This window comes from Filimonas lacunae, from assembly GCF_002355595.1.
In the GTDB taxonomy this organism is placed as follows: Bacteria; Bacteroidota; Bacteroidia; order Chitinophagales; family Chitinophagaceae; genus Filimonas; species Filimonas lacunae.
On record NZ_AP017422.1, the window covers coordinates 4,663,922 to 4,680,669 of the forward strand.

7 protein-coding genes are annotated in these 16,748 nt (G+C 48.4%); 1 reads left to right on the top strand and 6 read right to left on the bottom strand.

Annotated features, from left to right (window positions below; genetic code table 11):
* Positions 1-4 precede the first annotated feature (4 nt).
* Positions 5-991, bottom strand: a complete 987-nt coding sequence (locus FLA_RS18455; RefSeq protein WP_076378806.1) for a zinc metalloprotease — start codon at positions 989-991, stop codon at positions 5-7.
* Positions 992-1,256: 265 nt separating this feature from the next.
* On the opposite strand from FLA_RS18455, the gene FLA_RS18460 reads away from it, so the two are divergent.
* Positions 1,257-2,498 (top strand): OmpA family protein, encoded by a 1,242-nt coding sequence (locus FLA_RS18460; RefSeq protein ID WP_076378808.1) that lies wholly within the window; start codon positions 1,257-1,259, stop codon positions 2,496-2,498.
* Here the strand turns inward: FLA_RS18460 and FLA_RS18465 are convergent.
* The 5 genes from FLA_RS18465 to FLA_RS18485 all read right to left on the bottom strand — a co-directional run bounded on the left by FLA_RS18465 (position 2,491) and on the right by FLA_RS18485 (position 16,577).
* Entirely contained in the window at positions 2,491-4,860 is a 2,370-nt protein-coding gene (locus tag FLA_RS18465; protein ID WP_076378810.1) for a phosphocholine-specific phospholipase C, read from the bottom strand. The two genes, FLA_RS18460 and FLA_RS18465, sit on opposite strands and share 8 nt — an antisense overlap.
* An 89-nt stretch (positions 4,861-4,949) precedes the next feature.
* The gene (locus FLA_RS18470; RefSeq protein ID WP_159445094.1) at positions 4,950-6,275 is read right to left on the bottom strand and encodes a sensor histidine kinase; all 1,326 of its coding nucleotides are present in this window, start codon (positions 6,273-6,275) and stop codon (positions 4,950-4,952) included.
* 74 nt (positions 6,276-6,349) lie between these two features.
* Complete coding sequence (gene xrtN / locus FLA_RS18475) at positions 6,350-7,672, bottom strand: exosortase N (protein ID WP_076378814.1); 1,323 nt, start codon at positions 7,670-7,672, stop codon at positions 6,350-6,352.
* Positions 7,673-10,198, bottom strand: a complete 2,526-nt coding sequence (locus FLA_RS18480; protein ID WP_076378817.1) for an XrtN system VIT domain-containing protein — start codon at positions 10,196-10,198, stop codon at positions 7,673-7,675.
* A gap of 151 nt (positions 10,199-10,349) precedes the next feature.
* On the bottom strand, positions 10,350-16,577 hold the full coding sequence (locus FLA_RS18485) for an alpha-2-macroglobulin family protein (RefSeq protein WP_076378819.1): 6,228 nt from the start codon (positions 16,575-16,577) through the stop codon (positions 10,350-10,352).
* Positions 16,578-16,748: the final 171 nt, after the last annotated feature.

A 16,748-nucleotide genomic window follows, 5' to 3' on the forward strand; every position in this document is an offset into this window, starting at 1 on the left:
TTATTTATTGCGCAAACAGCGTACGTCCGCCACCACTTACAAAAGTGGCCAGCATTCTTGTTTTTTGTCCCGCAGTGAACATGTACATACAGGCATCATCTGTATAATCCATATAATTCATGGTTTGCTCCACAGGTGTGCCGGAGCAGGTGCTGTAATGCGGATAAGAAGGACAGCCGTAGTTGGCTGCATTGTGAAAAGGCGTATCATCCACATAATCAGTACCACAGGTAGCATCGCCCCAGATATGACGCAGGTTTAACCAGTGACCTACTTCGTGTGTAGCGGTGCGGCCCAGGTTAAAAGGTGATGCGGCAGCACCGGTGTTACCAAAGCAGTTATAAGCGATCACTACCCCATCGGTAGCGCTGGCACCGCCGGGAAACTGGGCATAGCCAATTACCCCGCCAGACATAGCGCCTACCACCCAGATATTCAACACGGAATCGGGTGTGGTGGGATTAATGCCCCCTTGCGCGCTTTTTTTCATCGCATCGTTGGTGCTCCAGGAGGTTTTGGTGGTAGACTGGCGTACCACGCTTTTTAATACAAAATGCACTCCTACCGAAGCTTTTACCGGGGAGAACAGTGCAGGCACTGAGCTATAGTCGGAGTTTAAAGCATTGTAATCGGCATTGAGCACATCAATCTGCGATTGAATTTGCGCAGCAGACACATTCTGCGCCGTGGTGCGGTATAACACATTCACCACTACGGGGATGAGTATACTGCCATCGGCTTGCAGGCGCAGTAAAGACTTGTCTTTTTGTACGCGGGCGGTGAGGTTTTCAATAGCCGCCATACGACCGGCCAATGCCGGATCGGCCTTTAATTGTTCGTTCAATACATCCATAGCAGCACAGCGGCGGCCTTGTGGTTCGTCTTCGGTTACTTTTGGTTGAACCGCGGTAGCATCGGCTTGTTTCTCATTTCTGGTGCAGGAGGTAAGCAGTAGCGCTACCATGCATAACAGCATGCTTAGTTTCTTCATAAATTATTCTTTTTGGTTTCATTCATAGATCTATCCACAGGTTAACGTTCCGGGAGGGAGCCGGATAGATGTAGTTTTCTCTCTATCAATATAACAAATATTTTACATAATAAATGCAACGTTTTAGCCTGTAATGGAAGTCATTTCCGCCCTGCGCCAACCGCCTGCGGTGAACTTTTCCGCCTGACAGATGTTAACCAATTATCCTTCATTTACTTATCCTCTATATACTCTTTATTATTAATACTATAAAAAATTGATTTATATGTCGTATAACTTAGTAGAAACGGCAAAAAACTATTTTAATAACGAATTTATTCTTCAGCAGGCGGCCCAGTTGAATGAAAAAGTGAGCGGTGTGGGCATGGCCTTGAATATGGCGATACCGATGGCATTGGTAAACCTGATTACCGGGGTGCAGGCGGGCCCGGGTAATTTTATACATATTATTAAAGAAGGGGCCGGCAATTACAACCCTCCAACTTTGCTGGGCGAGCTGTTTGGACACCGGTTATCGACCGCCAGCCAAACCCTGGCAGGCTATGCGGGCATTAGCCAACCGGCTGCTACCCAGGTGCTGACAGCCGCCTCCACCGCTGCCGTAACCGCCGCGCACGATTATGCGACAGCCCAACGTTTAGACGCTACCGGCATTACCTCGTGGCTGACCCAGGAAAAAGCGGGGGCTTTACAGGCTTTGCCCGCCGAACTACGCATAATGGCCCCGCCAGAGCCCGTGCCGTACATACCCCCTGTGAAGCCGGTAACCGTTACTGATGAAACAGGAAGCAGTACAGAAGCCATCGAAGAAACCGTTTATGAAGAAGAAGAACCTAAGAAGAAGATAGCCGTGTGGGTGCCCGTGACCCTGCTGGTGATAGTGGTGGGCCTGGCCTGGTATTTTTTAAACAGTAAGAAACCAGCGCCCCAGGTAGTAACGCCGCCGCCTGCCGACAGCACCAAAACCGTGTTACCCGCTGCGCCTGTGCTTAGCGGCGCGCTGGATTCTGCCACCGGGGAATATGTGTACAATACAGGAAAACTTATTACCATTTCACTACCCAATGATGGCGGCACTATTACCGCCGGGGAAAACAGCACCGAAGCAGCGCTGTGCCGCTTTTTGCAGGACAGTAGCCAGCCACTGGACAGCGCCCATGGCAACTGGTTTAATTTTACCGGAGTACGCTTTGCTAAAGGAGGGAAACAGATCACCGACTCTTCGCGCGTGCAACTGAACAACCTGGCTATGATTATGAAAGCCTTTTCGCACGCACGTTTTAAAATAGGCGGCTACACCGATAACACGGGCGACTCGGCCAAAAACGTGTTATTATCGCAGGACAGGGCCGAAACCGTTACCATGCAATTATTAAAGGCAGGTGTAGAGCCACCCCAGATAACCGGCGTAACCGGTTATGGTCCGTTGTATCCCGCAGGAGATAATACCACCCCTGAGGGCCGGGCCATGAACCGGCGTATTGCGGTGAATGTGAAGGCTAAATAACCCCTCCCATTAACGGATCGGTAAAGCTGGCAGCCCCTGTTTCTATGCGGCCGGCATACCGCTTTTCAAAAGCAGCGAAGCCATCCACATACACACTGAAATCGTACCAGCCGTGACTTTGATCGCTTTTGATGAGCAAGGTGGTATGCTCATGTGGTTGCAGGATCAACACTTTATTATTGGTTTGGTAAGCATGGTGCAGTAAGCGAAACGATTGCGCTTCTTTACCATGGTTATGTATATGCAATTCCAGCTGTGCGCCGGGAGCTTTATACCGGCACTCCACCTGAATAGCCGGATCGGTGGCATTGCCTTTGAACTCGCGGTAAAAGCCGTTAGGGGCATATACGCGCAAATGGTATTGTTCTTTTTCAAAAGCGGATAAAGGCCAGGTATCTTCTACTTCATCGCCCGCACCTGCTGCATACGACCATACCCTTACTTTTTCAAACACCGGCGTAACGCCGGTTTGCGCTGCAGCCAGGTAATTACCCGGTGCATATACTGTAAAGGGCGAGCCTGCTGCCTGCTTGCCAAACAACTTATCGCCTGCTGCCAAACGCAGCTTTACTTCTTTTTTATCACCCGCTAATCCCCCATCGGCATACAATTCGTAAGGCAGTGCACAGGCGGGACGAATACCTTTTTCCTGTGGCGACACAAACGTAGCCGGATTTTTCTCAAACCCTGGCAACGGCTTGAACTGTGCCTGGTGTATAGATTCCAGGAACGCTTCTTTGGCCACCGGCTGTGGTGTGGCAATGGGTTCGCCGTTATAGGCACGGAACACAGAGGAAAGGTTGCCACATACCGTGCGACGCCATTCGCTGATATTATTCTCCCTGATTTTTTTACCGGTTTTATGGCTCAGGAACTGTTCCAGCATTTGCAGGCTGGAGGTGTGATCGCATACCTGGCTGTTGACCCAGCCCCCACGGCTCCAGGGTGATGCTATAATTAATGGCACGCGGTAACCCAAACCAATTGGGCTTTCGGTGCCCACACCTTCCTCTTCCTTCCGCACTTCGGCCGCCTGCTCTTTGGTAACATAATCGGCTGCCACATCTATTCCCCCGGATACCTTACCTGTTCCTTCTTTATGCGGATGTGGCGGTACAAAGGGCGGCACATGATCGAAATAGCCATCGTTTTCATCGTAGGTGACAATAAATATGGTTTTCTTCCACACCTCGGGATTTTGCGTAAGAATATCCATTACCTCGCTTACATACCAGGCACCGTACCACGGGGCACTGGGATGATCGGAAAACTTTTGCGGCGCCACCAGCCAGGAAACCGTGGGCAGCGTGTTGCTGCCTACATCCTGCCTAAACTGGTGCAGGATATCGCCTTTAGGAATATTAAGCCCTCTTTTTTCGCCGGCATCGTCGTACGTTAATCCGGTTAACTGGCGGTAATTGGGATCAGCTGCGTTGGTGGTGAAAGCCTTGCGGTGCAGGTCTTTTGCCAGGGGCGATAAAGCTTCCCACTGGGCGCTGAGCTGGGCGCTTCTCTCTTTATGTAAAGTTTTGAGATGTGGCGGGTGCATGTGCACATGGTATTGTGCAAAAAACTCCAGCGGGTTATCGGTATAGTTGGCCAGCCAATCTTCTTCCTCTCCTTTAAAACCCGTATCAACACTTAATTCATTCTGATATACTTTCCACGACACGTCGTGCTTTTGCAGCAACTCGGGAAAGGTGTGCCATTGCAGCGTTCCAAAGTCTGCATCCTGGTTGAGCACGCAGGCTTTAGAAGATTCCTTTAGTTTTTCGCGAATGGTGCCGCTCCATAAATACAAACGGTTGGGTGTGGTGCCGGTTAAGGAAGAACAGAAATGCTGATCGCACACGGTGAAGGCATCGGCCAGTGCATAATAGAAAGGCAGATCTTCCCGGGTATGATAGCCGAGCGTGAGCGGCATCTCTTTATACTGACGGGTACCGGAACGTTTGGCTTCCAGCCAGCCATCGTATTTGCCATTATTGCGGGCATTTACCTGGTTATCCCACGAGTGGGGCAGCGAGTGCATCCAGGTAGCTTTGGTATCATGTATGTTTAAACGGAAGGGCGCATAGGTATCCCCTTTTTTATTCGACTGCATCCATACCGGCTGATCGTTGGGCAGCTGAATGGCCCGGGGATCGTTAAAGCCGCGCACGCCCTGTAAAGCGCCAAAACAATGATCGAACGAGCGGTTTTCCTGCATTAGTATGACCACATGCTCTGCATCGAGCCAGGTGCTGCCCTTGTCGGGTTCAATAGCCAATGCTTTTTGAATACTGGCCGGCAACAAACCTGCCAGCGCGGCACTGCCCGATAATAGAGCCGCCTTTTTTAAAAACTCCCTTCTGTTATCCATATATCATAGTATCGGTGGTGAATATAGCAGATTAACTACATGTGGCGAATGCAGTACACTATTATGATTATGTTATGACTATAGAAAAATTACGCGTTGGAACCAGCTGGTAAAAACACCCGGAAGGCGCTGCCTTCGTTCATAGCACTTTCGGCTTCAATGCGCCCGTTTTGCAACTCTACAAACTCACGGCATAACGTTAAGCCTAACCCTATCCCCTTTTCATTGCCTGTGCCACGGGTAGAGGTAAGGTTAAAAGTGAACAACTGTGCAGCCGTATCTGCCGGTATGCCCATGCCGGTATCCTGCACGGTGATACAACAAATATCCTGCTGCATTTGAGAGCCGATGGTGATAACGCCGCCGGAGGGTGTGAACTTGATGGCGTTGTTGACCAGGTTGCGCAGTACTATTTCCAGCATATTGTAATCGGCCAGTACGGTGTGCTGTGGTGGCAGTTCTACTGCTATACGAATGTCTTTTTTCTGCGCCAGGCTTTGCTGCACGCGCAGCACCGCTTCAACCACGCTGTATACCGATACGCTTTGGATATGCAGCTGGGTGCCCTGCAGCTGGCTATAACTCCACGACAGCAGGTTGCTGAGCATTTCGGAGGTGTTGGTAGTGGCTTCTTTTAAATGCCCCATAAACAAAGCCTTATCCTGCTCGTTCAGCTGCGTGGTGGTGAGTAGTTCTACAATTTGTTTGATGCTGTTGAAAGGCGATTGCAGATCGTGTGCCAGCACCGAAAACAGCTTGTTCTTTTGCGCATTCACATATTCCAGCTGCTGGTTTTGCCTGCTGATTTTAGCGGCATGCGCTTCTACGGTTTTACGTTCGCGCGTGAAACTGTTGCGCAGGTAAATGGTGATGACGTACATACATACCAGTATAACCAGGTAACTGGAAATAATATCTACAAAGCGATTGCGGTTGCTGGAATAAGTATAAGGAATCCAGGTGGGATGCAGTATTTCTACAATCACCAGGGTAGCGGCTATTAATAAATGACAGGCAAACCAGATCACATGCAAGTGCCTTTTACTAAAAGCAATCAACAGCTGAAACGTAAGAAAAAACAGGAACAAGGTTGGCCCCAGTGTGCCGGAATTAAAGAAGAAGTTGAGTATAAGTGTAATATAGGATGCCGATGCATAGGCGATAATACCCAGGGTGAAACGGTGCTTAAACCGGGCCTGGTAATAAAAGAACACCAGCAATACGATGAGAATGAACATCATCAGGCTTACATCCCACAGGCCGATAATAGCATTAAAAGGCAATAGTATGGTAAGGATAGCCAGCGACACTGCACAAACTGCATTGAAAGATTGCTCTTCCACCGTAAACGCTGCTGGTTCGCCTGTAAGAAACGTCCAGCTTTTTAACAACCAGGGCCTGTATACCTTCCGCATACCCATTCATACTGCCTTTAAAGGAGGATTAAAAACTACCGCCCTAAAAATAGGGGTTTCGTTTTTAATAATTGCTAAAACAAGGTAGCTAAACGTTTAATTTCTTGTTCCAGGCCTTCTTTTGTAATGGTAGTAATGTTTACCAGGGAAAAAGGCTGGCCCCCTTTGGCCATTTGCCAGCGCCAGCTCAACTGGCTGGTAGTGCTTTGGTGGCCGTTATAATACCACCAGGCAGAATATAAGTGTTCGTTGCCTTTTTCCAGCTCCCCTATATATACCTCCCGCCCTGCCAGGTGGGTCAACTGCACTTTGGTAAACTGAAAACCACTACCCTGCCAACAGATCATAGGGTGGTGTTCGGTAGCGAAAAAACTACGCAAGGCTTTTACATAAATCAGCGCCTGTGGTGCATACAGCTGCGTAACCTGGCCGGACAACTGTTTTACCTGGTAACCGGGCAAAGCGGTTACTACGGCTGTGTGACTGTGTTGCTGATTGATTTTTGGGAAAACCAGCACCGTTACCAGCATGGCCAGCCACAACAGCCCATTGCCTGCCAGCTGCCGGCGGCTCAGCAGCCTGGCCGTAGCCAGTGTAACCTGCGTAACCGCCCCCTCCGGCATGGCTTTGCCTTTGGCTTTTACCCCCCAACACACCAGGGCCACGCAGGGAAGCAATACATACACGATGATGCAAACCACGCCTGCTACGTAATGCCATACCGACTGTGGCAATAGCTGAAAATACAGGAGTATTACCATACGGAAAAGATTAGCCACTACATTTAAGCCTACCAGCACTGCCAGCAGCAGCATTACCCAGCCTGCCGGCAACCGCCGCTGCAGGTGCTTTTGATACATAGCCAGCAACATAATACCTGCCAGCAAAGAAGCCGCCAGCATATGCAATCCCATACACGCCGGATCGACCGAAAACTCTGTTCCATTATAGATGATCACATTCCCTTCTACCGTTGCTGCTTTGCCTGCAATCATCATGATACTGCCAGCCATCTTACTTAACCACAAACGCACAGGAAAGCTGAATATATTTACTACATAATCAAACACCGGGCTTATTAAAGCCAACACCAGCAGGGTAAGCCACTGCACCCGCCCCCTGTAGCTTTCTATTGCAAACAAAGCCCCGCACACCAGTGCGGCATATAACAGCGTATAAGCAGGTTGCATATATAATAAACACAGCAGCAGGGCCGCCGCCCATGCAAAACGCCTGCTACCCTTTTTACCCGTGTTTACCCGGGCGGTAACCACCAACGCTACTATCCCTAATGGCAGGTTAATGCTATTCCACGGCAGATAACTGCTTAGCGCCAATATGGCCAGCAATACATACGCTGCCACCCATACCCCACTGTATTTCCCGGCTGCTGTCATTTATAGATGTATAGCTTTTTTGTAAAAACGATATTTGGTAAAACCCAGTAACAACAGCACCACGGCTATCAACACCCACACACCTGGCTCGGGCACGGCACCTTTGCCATGAATGGCCGCGTTATCCAGGCTGTTTTTACTTTTGGCAATATCGAATTGGTCATAATCTTTTTGTGATTCCAGCACCACCAGGCTGGACGCCGGTGATACTACATTCGCCTGTGCTGCTTCCTGTATCACAGCATTGGGTACTGCTTTGTTTTGCAGCAAGGCGCTGCCCGATTGTTGCATGATATGCTGATAGGCATACAAACGCATCAGGTGATCGGGCGCATTGCCGGAAGCGGATGCGGCAGCACTGTCTGTTTGTGTAATAGTAATGCCGGCATTATCCATCACCACACTGCTATCCGCTACTTCATACACCGGAAACTGCCGGCTGAGCAACAGATCGCGCAAGGCCAGCACAGTACCCTGCTGGTAATGGAAAGCACCGAATTGTTTTAATGACTGCAGGTAAGGCGATTGCTCTTCCCCGATATTATACAGTTTTATGCGTGTGCCATTGGCAAAGTATTGTTGTAACCGCTGCATAAAATCACAGGCAGCCATATCCTTTAATGTAGGAGATATATTCGTGCCTTTTGTCACTACGAGCGAGGTGGCCGCATCAGTAACCTCGTAGAAAGGAAAGCAACTGAACCGGTGCGCACTCAGCTGGCGATACCATTGTTCTTTATTATCTTCAGTCAGCTGCACTAAAGCCCCCTCCTCATCGGCCACGTACACTTTCTTAAACTTTACTGCTTCATATATTTTAGCAAACTCATCAGCCGTCCAGGCCTTGTTCACATCCAGGTATACGGTGTTCAGCGTCAGCGCTTCTGCTTTTTGTAGCGCTTCGTTCAGTACATAGCTTTTACCATCGAAAGTTAACGCCGTTTGTGCCAGGGCTGGTTGCTGAAAGCGGAAGCTCCATTCCGGGTGGTAACTACCTTTTGCCCACCAGGATGCATCCTTATGATGGGTAAACCTGCCTGGCATCTGGCACATAGCTGGCTTTTGCTCAAAATGCACCACCACTTCTTCGTCTGTTCCACTACATGGCGGCCCATCAAAAGACACAGACTGATACACCAATTCACTTCCCTTACTGCTTAAAGGTGCGGTTACCCCTATAGAAAACTCGCGGCTTTCGCCTGCAATTACCGGAAACACACGCACCGTAACCTTATTGCCTTCGCGCCAATGCACTACCGAAGGATCGCGTTGCTCTACGCCTACAATTTGTTTATAAGCACTATCTGCTTTGGCGCGCGTGGTAAGCACTCCTTTGGACTCTTTACCTTCTATCCATAGCGACAAAGCAGTAACCACCCCGCCTTCAGGTAACTGGAAAGAATAAATAGCTTCCTGCTGCTCTCTGCCCCAGCTATGGCTGCGGGAAGTGTTAGCCACTGTTACATGCAGGTGTGTATAAGCTATACGCTGTTGTGGCCACACCTGTACCTGTGTTTGTACTTTAGTGGTTTGCAGATGACTGCCCGACCATAACCTTTCAATAGCCTGGTGGCGGGCCTTGTACATCACTTCCAGCACCTTAATACGATCTTCCTGCGGCATCAATATTGTTTCGCTGAACCAGTTAGCCACTACCACCAGCGGATCGTGTATCACGGCTTCGTCAAAATTCCGGGAAGGCGTGTGCCACAAAGCCAGATTTTCGCCATCAGGCATGCGGTATACCAGGTCGGATTTCAACACTCGTTCGGTAAGCATGTTCGTAGGCAAGCTACTGGCCACCCGAACCCAATAAGGCTTCAATTCGTTAGAGGAATGAGCCTCCCATTGGCGATACTCCTGGTTCATTTGCTTTATCTGTGATTGCCATACGATCACAAACACAAAGATGATGGTTAACGCAGCGCCAATGCCGGAGAAAAAAGGCAGCAGGTATTTGTGCGATGTTTTGGCCAGCCTGCGCAGCAGCTTAATAGTAAAAATAACAAACAGCAAAGGCACAAAGGTGTGCAGCGAAATGCCCAGTGCAAAAGCAGCCACTGCACTAAACACATACATAGGCAGCAGGTATAACGCCAGGTATAAAAACAACACCAACGCCACGCCTAACACAAAACATTGCAGGTAACGAATCCACACCGGCCAGTTTTCGAAAAACGGGAATAGCAGGTAATTGATACTCACTATTACCAACAACACCGATAACCAGGTGGTAGAACTATCGAACATATTGATATCCCTGTTCAACGTATAGCAACATACCAGGGCTATAACAAGATATACCAAAAACAAGTGGAGCCCTTGTTGGGTTCTTCGAAGCTCGCCAGTGATGAGCAAACAGAAAAAGTAAATGCTGGCGGCAAGCATATTGATAATAAAGAAGCCAAAGGATTCAAGGGCGTTTGTATAGGTGGGTATACTAAACATAACCAGCTCAAACAGCAACACTATTATTCCGGCTAGCCAAAAGCCATGCTTCTGTTGTTGGGGAGGTAAACTGCGCATTCAGGGATGATTTTAATAGATTTTATACTAAAGAACTTTGAAATACAAAGTTTAAATTGAAAATAAAAACCAGATTATCAGGCCTGGTTTCTATTTTATCTTCACTTTGAAATACAAAGCAAGTATTCTATTTTCAAATTTCCAAATATTTCTATTCCACCACTTTATACTGCAGGTTATTGCTATACGCTTTCATTTGTGGCTGATACATACACTGCAAAGTAGCAGGCGCCGTGTGAAAATTACCATCACGGTTTATCACACATTCGTAGCTGAGCGCGGACAAGCCCGCAGGTATTTTTTCTGCAAAAAACTGCATGCTGGCATCACGTACACTGAGGTAATACCCAAAACCGTTACCATATTGATAACCGCTTTCCACTGCTGATGGCTCCATACAGGCAGCACGGTAATCTTCTACAAAAGCATATTTCAATTGCCTGCTGGTTTGAATGGTAAGCGTAACGCGTATTTTATCGGCAATGTGCAGCACCGTATCGTTGGTGATGGTTTGCCAGGTGCCGGTTGTTTTATGGAACCGTTGCAGGCTGCGTGTAATACTTAACGCCCCTTCTGCGGTGCTTACCGGCGGTTGTGCGGTAAAGTAATAATACTGCCACACGCCGGCAGCTTCGCCTGTGGTTTTGCGGATAGTAACCGTAGCCGGCAATGCCTTGCCCTGGCTGCTGTCGAAAGCATATAACTGACCGCTTACCACATTATCCGTTACCTGTAAAGCATAGCCATTGGCCGCTTGCGCCTGCAACTGCACCGGCGCTGCTACCACCCCCTGGCGTTGCTTTACTAACAGGGAAACCGCATCGCCGGTAGCTTTGGTAGTACTCCACTGATGATCGTACTTCGCCTGTAACAACCATTGTATAATGCCATCCACCGTAGTAGCGTATTCACCGGATGCTTCAAATGCTTCGGCCAGTTTTACCATCCACTCTTCCGAGCAGTTGGTGAGATCATCTGCATCGGCCAGTTCTTTCCAGCGTACACCATACACCGGATCGGCAATAGCACGTTCGCGTAAAGACGACAATACATCCAGTGCCTCTGCACGCAGCTTTGCATTTCCCCGGCTATAGCGTAGCATAGCTGATAATATATGTGCCTGCTCACCTGCACCATAGTGATGTGGTTCTTTTACAAATGTTGCCAGGCTGCTTTCCAGCCTGTGTTGAATAGCAGCGGGTACCGGGTATTGCTGCAACCACCAGCTACGCGCATAGAGATAAGATTGCCAGTTAAACCAATAGTCGCCGCCCTGATACATCACTTCATCGCAATACTTTACCAGCGACGCCACTATCTGCCAGAAGCTGCCCTCTGCCACCACATCATAGGCCGGCCAAACGCCATTGGCCTTTAACTGTCCCAGACCTGCCAGTAAATAGCAGGAAATATACTCACTGCTTTCACCGCCTTTAAACCAGCTGATGCCTCCGTTGCTGCAAAGCATGCCCTGCAATACATGGATATATTCGCTTATTTTTTCGTGTGCTTTTACCGTGTCTAACAGTTTCACCAGCTGTTGCTGGTGCAGGCGATTGGCATTGGATAAACGCAACCAGGGCATCAGCGCTTCGTCCGGCGCATCGGGCATATCCGCCAAAGCAGCTTTATCAGTACCTGCTATTACCTGTAGTGCCGTATCTTTTTGCACCAGGCGCAAAGCCACGGCATGTGCCAGCATTTTATTAAACGTTTGCTCCGCACAGCCATACGGATACTGGGCCAGGTAAGGCAGTGCATGTAGCAAAGCGGCCTGTGGTTTAGGGGTGATAGAAAGCCCTACCCCATACGGTGTTGCATCGGCCGGCAGCGCAGGCAATACAATAGTGGTATCATTCGCTTGCTTTAATACAAAAGGCACTTGTGTGGTGGCCAGCACTTTTTTAGCCAGTATGGGTATCACATGTTCTTCCCCATCGGTGAAAGCGGGTGTTACTGCTGCAATACGCACTTTCAACGGATGCAGCCAGCCCTCAGGCACCTGTATAGCAAAGGCACTGCTGCCATTGGATTGAGCCGCCACCTGGAATGGCTGCAAAGCCTTGCCCTGCAACACCTGTGCGGTTACTTCTTCACCGGTGACCATATCTTCAATTACACAGGTAACCTTACCCGTAGCCACCAGGGTGTCGAGGTTGGTGATCCTGCTTTTGAAAAAGGTTTTATCGCCCTGGTACAGGAAGCGTGGCATAGCAGGTTGGATCATTAATGGCAACTGGGTTACTACTTTTTTCTCTGCCATCGCTATTTTATTGCCCAGGGTGGTTACCATCATTTTCCAGTTCCATTCGGTTACACTTTCGGGCATGGTAAAGCTGATGCGGAACAAGCCATCTTTACCAGCATGTACCTGTGGGAAGAAGAAAGCGGTTTCGGAAAAATTTTTACGTATTACGGCGGGTGGAGCCTGCTCGGGAGCAGCCGGAAATTGCACTTTACCTTGTGTGCTGATGACCACTACCCCATTGGCAGCACGACTGCCGTAGATGGCGGTGGCATCGGCACCTTTTAAAACCACTGCATCGGCAATGATGCCAGGGTCTAAACCATCTAACCCTTTTTCATAGATCAGACCGTCTACAATAATCAATGGCACATAAGCACCCGCAAATGAATTAAGGCCCCTGACCTGAACAACGCTGACACTACCCGTTAGATTGCTCTTTTTTGTTGCACCATATCCTACTGCCACTACCTCATCCAATGCCCCCTGTTCAATAGCCAGTCCTGGTATACGCCCCTGAAGGGCATTAGAGAGATCTCCTGCTTCCATTTCGTCAGATGCAGATACAGGCTGCATCCAGCGCAAAGGCTTACCAGTGCTATCCGGCCGTACCGTTATTGCCTTATGCATAAACAGCGCGCCGTTGATAACGCGCCGTACATCATAATTCCAATCACTTCTGGCATATTGTATCCTGTCTTCGTAAGGCGATAACCAGTTGTGTTTAGCCAGCTGATCCAAGGCCGCATCGTACATAGTAGTCAACAGCTCTGCTTGTGTGTGTAGCTGCCGCGAAACAACAGACAGGGTAAATGTTTGTTTACTGCCGGGAGCCATGCGGCTGCGGTATTGTTCTACTATTATTTCAGGCGCCTCCACATCCATTGGAGTGAATACAGCAGATGACTTTTTGTGCCATCCGTTACGGGTTAAATACAAAAGCGTTACCTGCAACCTGCCCGTACTATTTTGGGGCATGGTAAAGTTGAACACCTGTATGCCATTTCCTCCTTTACGCACATAATACGCATTCTGCTGCCTGGTGCCTTTGTTGCTTTTCTGCAACCAGGCAAGATGGTAAACAGCATGCAATACACTATCTGCATGCCCTGTAAGCAAATGCAACTGCTCGCCCGGCACAACAGCCGTTTTAGGTAAATGATAAAACAAGTCGTCATTGTTATTCACAAAAGTGCCGGCTTGCTGGTCATATACCTCCACCAGGCGGCTGGTGGTGCCGGCTGTATGACCTTTTTCTATGCAAACAGCTTCTATCCTGTATTTACCGGTTTGTAATAAATGCTGCGGTACCGCTAATGGTGTTTTGGAACCCGTTTCCCATACCGTATCCAGTAACAACTGCTCTTCCGGCTCCTTTACCGTTTTGCTGACAGCAGCAGTGCTGATTTGGGGAAACCACTGCTGCCATTGCACCTGCGGATATATCCATACATCTACAGGCACTACCCAGTCGTAAGCAGGCTCTTTTATGATCTGCTGCCGGTATATCCTTACCTGTATATTCCTTTGCAATGAACCTGCAAAATCGGATGATGCCTTAATAGCAAGCTTTGGAAAGGCTGCCTTATTAAAAGGCCCGCTGAGGTTGGTAAACGAAAGCTTTACCGGACGGCTGGATAAAGTAACCTCACTGTTTTCTTCATGGCTTTCGCCGGTTACATCCACTGCTTCGGCCTCTATACTGTACCGGGCCGAAACTTCTTCCTTCTCTGTAATAGTGAGTGTTTGTATAGCAGTATCGATAATTTTTATTACATACTCCCCCTTTTCATTGGTGGTAACATCGCCCGCAGCTACCTTATCATTCCTTCTCTGGTCGCCGTTCCACAGGTATCGTGTTACCTTATAATTTACAGGCACATTGGCTAACGCTGCGCCGGCAAACGACCTTACTTTCACCGTTACCGCAAAACTATCTTTGAGTTGTAAAAACTGTTTCGGCTTTTCAATAGACAGGGTAAAATCGGGACGCTTGTATTCTTCTACTTTAAAATTTTCACCCTCTATTTCTATACTTTCCTCCACATCAAACTGCCACTCGCCGGTAGCGGCTTTGGCAGGCAGCTGAAAGGAGCCTGCAAAAGAACCAAACTCATTCAACGAAACGTACACAGAGTCTGCCTGCTTACTGAAAGCATCATTCAGCAACAGCAACAACCGGGCGCTATCTGTTTTCTCCGAAAGCTCCCGAAAGATTTTTTTGTAAAGGCCGGCTCCGACGTTTTGCCTGCTAAAAACGATGACCTCACCAGTTTGCGGATTGCGTGTTGTTACCAGCCCTTTAAAATATACCTTTTGTCCGGGGCGATAAATAGCCCTGTCGGTATACATCATCAAATGCATCTGGTCTTTATGATAATCTACCGGGTTGTCAAACGCTTCTTTATCATATACTTTATCGGGGATCACAGGCGTGGCATATCTTATCGCTTTTACCAAGGTATCGCCCGGTATGCTGATATAGGCATCCCCTTCTTTTGCATAGGTAAGCGTAACACTGCCATCTTTGTTAACCGGGTAGGTTTTATCCTGGTAAGTGATGACTGCATTGGTTTGTGGCGCAGTGGTGGTACGGTTAAACACAAACCATCGCGGCGAATGATCCAGCAGGATAAGATTGGTGACCGTAATATAGGCAAACCCAATATAGTCGGAATCTACCTGCGATAAAAGAGAATCGGAATACATCACCGCGTAATGCCCCGCAGGCAATGCCGGAAACTTCAGTAACATATTATGCCACTGGTAATCGTTTTGGGCAGGCAATGAAAACAGTGTGTCCCATACCGGTTTTGCCTGTGCCCATTGCCGCTCTGCATCTTTATTCCCGGGATACAACGGGTAAGGATTGGCATAGATGTTCACTATTTTTACATACAAACGGGGGGCATTGCGAAAATTGCAGAAAACAGGAATATCCTCCCCGGTTTTATACGTATCGTGCATATCCAGCGAAAATCCATTGACAGCAGCCTGTTGCTGCTGCTGCAACAGCTGCTGCCTGATATAAGGAAAACTGTCTATTAGCAACTGGTGCTGCTGGTACAACTGCTTTGCTATTACCAGGTTCCAACGGTATGCTGTATCAAATTGTCCATAATAAGCATATCCGCCCCAGCCTACCCGGCTGCTGGCTTTGTAAAGGGGATTATACTGTGCCGCCGAGGCATACAGCATAGCAGTTTGCTGATACACGCCATGCACTTTTACAAGGGGGTTGGATGATTGCACCAGCGTTTGCAGGTATTGTTTATATTGTACCCTGGTGGCAGAATCGCTATATGCGTGCTGACTTACATATTTCCTGAGCAACGACTCTATATAATAATACACCTCTTTATCTTCTTTATGCCATAGCATCCATTCTTTATAGGTATGCAGTATCGCTTTTGCATTGGCCTCCTGAGCCAGCTCACTATCCGGTAAAGCCACAAAAGCATCCGGCGAAAGGGTAAGCCAGTTGGGCTGTAGCACCTGAAAATTGGGATACCCGGCCTGTTGCTGCCCTTCCAGTACCGCCACATACATAATATCAGCCGTAGAAGGCGGAAACAATAGTATCAGCGGGGTACGTATCAACCATACCAACGACGCAGCGGTGACAGCACCAAAACGCTTACTCAGCACCAGGGCGCTATCCAGGTGCCACTGTGCAAGACTGTCTAACTGATTTTGCTCCAGCATTCCATACCGGATACCATCGCCCGAACCCCTAAACAGTATTTTATTGTGGCGGTGAAAAAACTGTTGCTTAAAAGTATAGATGCGTTGGGCCTTTAGCACGTGCATAATCATTTTAAGCATGGCCGGCGACCCGGCATTTTGCAGAACGCTATCAGCAAAACCCATATTCTTAAAAAACAGCGTGTCTTCGGTAGTAAGGTCTTTTACCTGCATGTGGTAATACATACACCTGCCCACCACCGCCCAGTTGCCCAGCCGGGCGGCTTGCTGCTGGTGTAATTGTAAATCACTGTCCAGCACCTGTAAATGATTTTTGTGGCGGATATCTTCCTCTGCCCGTTCCCAGGTAAAAGGCTTTTTCTCCTGTAAAAAAGCAGTGAATGGCAAGCATAAGCCAATCAGTAGTAAAAGGGTTGCCCAAACTTTCATTGGAATGGTTTTAGAAATGATGCAAGCGAACCTGTAATTACACATATTTTCTCCTGATTTTTCCATTCGGGACTTTTATTGGTATAATTATTCCTTTTTGCATGATAAAAATGCCCAAATTCAGCAAGGGACATCGCTGGCATCTGAAAGATAAATACCTTAGCATGACAA

Bases quoted from the DNA above. Each gene is read 5' to 3' on its own strand.
- FLA_RS18455 (WP_076378806.1), bottom strand. From the start codon at position 991: ATGAAGAAACTAAGCATGCTGTTATGCATGGTAGCGCTACTGCTTACC.
- FLA_RS18460 (WP_076378808.1), top strand. From the start codon at position 1,257: ATGTCGTATAACTTAGTAGAAACGGCAAAAAACTATTTTAATAACGAA.
- FLA_RS18465 (WP_076378810.1), bottom strand. From the start codon at position 4,860: ATGGATAACAGAAGGGAGTTTTTAAAAAAGGCGGCTCTATTATCGGGC.
- FLA_RS18470 (WP_159445094.1), bottom strand. From the start codon at position 6,275: ATGCGGAAGGTATACAGGCCCTGGTTGTTAAAAAGCTGGACGTTTCTT.
- xrtN (WP_076378814.1), bottom strand. From the start codon at position 7,672: ATGACAGCAGCCGGGAAATACAGTGGGGTATGGGTGGCAGCGTATGTA.
- FLA_RS18480 (WP_076378817.1), bottom strand. From the start codon at position 10,198: ATGCGCAGTTTACCTCCCCAACAACAGAAGCATGGCTTTTGGCTAGCC.
- FLA_RS18485 (WP_076378819.1), bottom strand. From the start codon at position 16,577: ATGAAAGTTTGGGCAACCCTTTTACTACTGATTGGCTTATGCTTGCCA.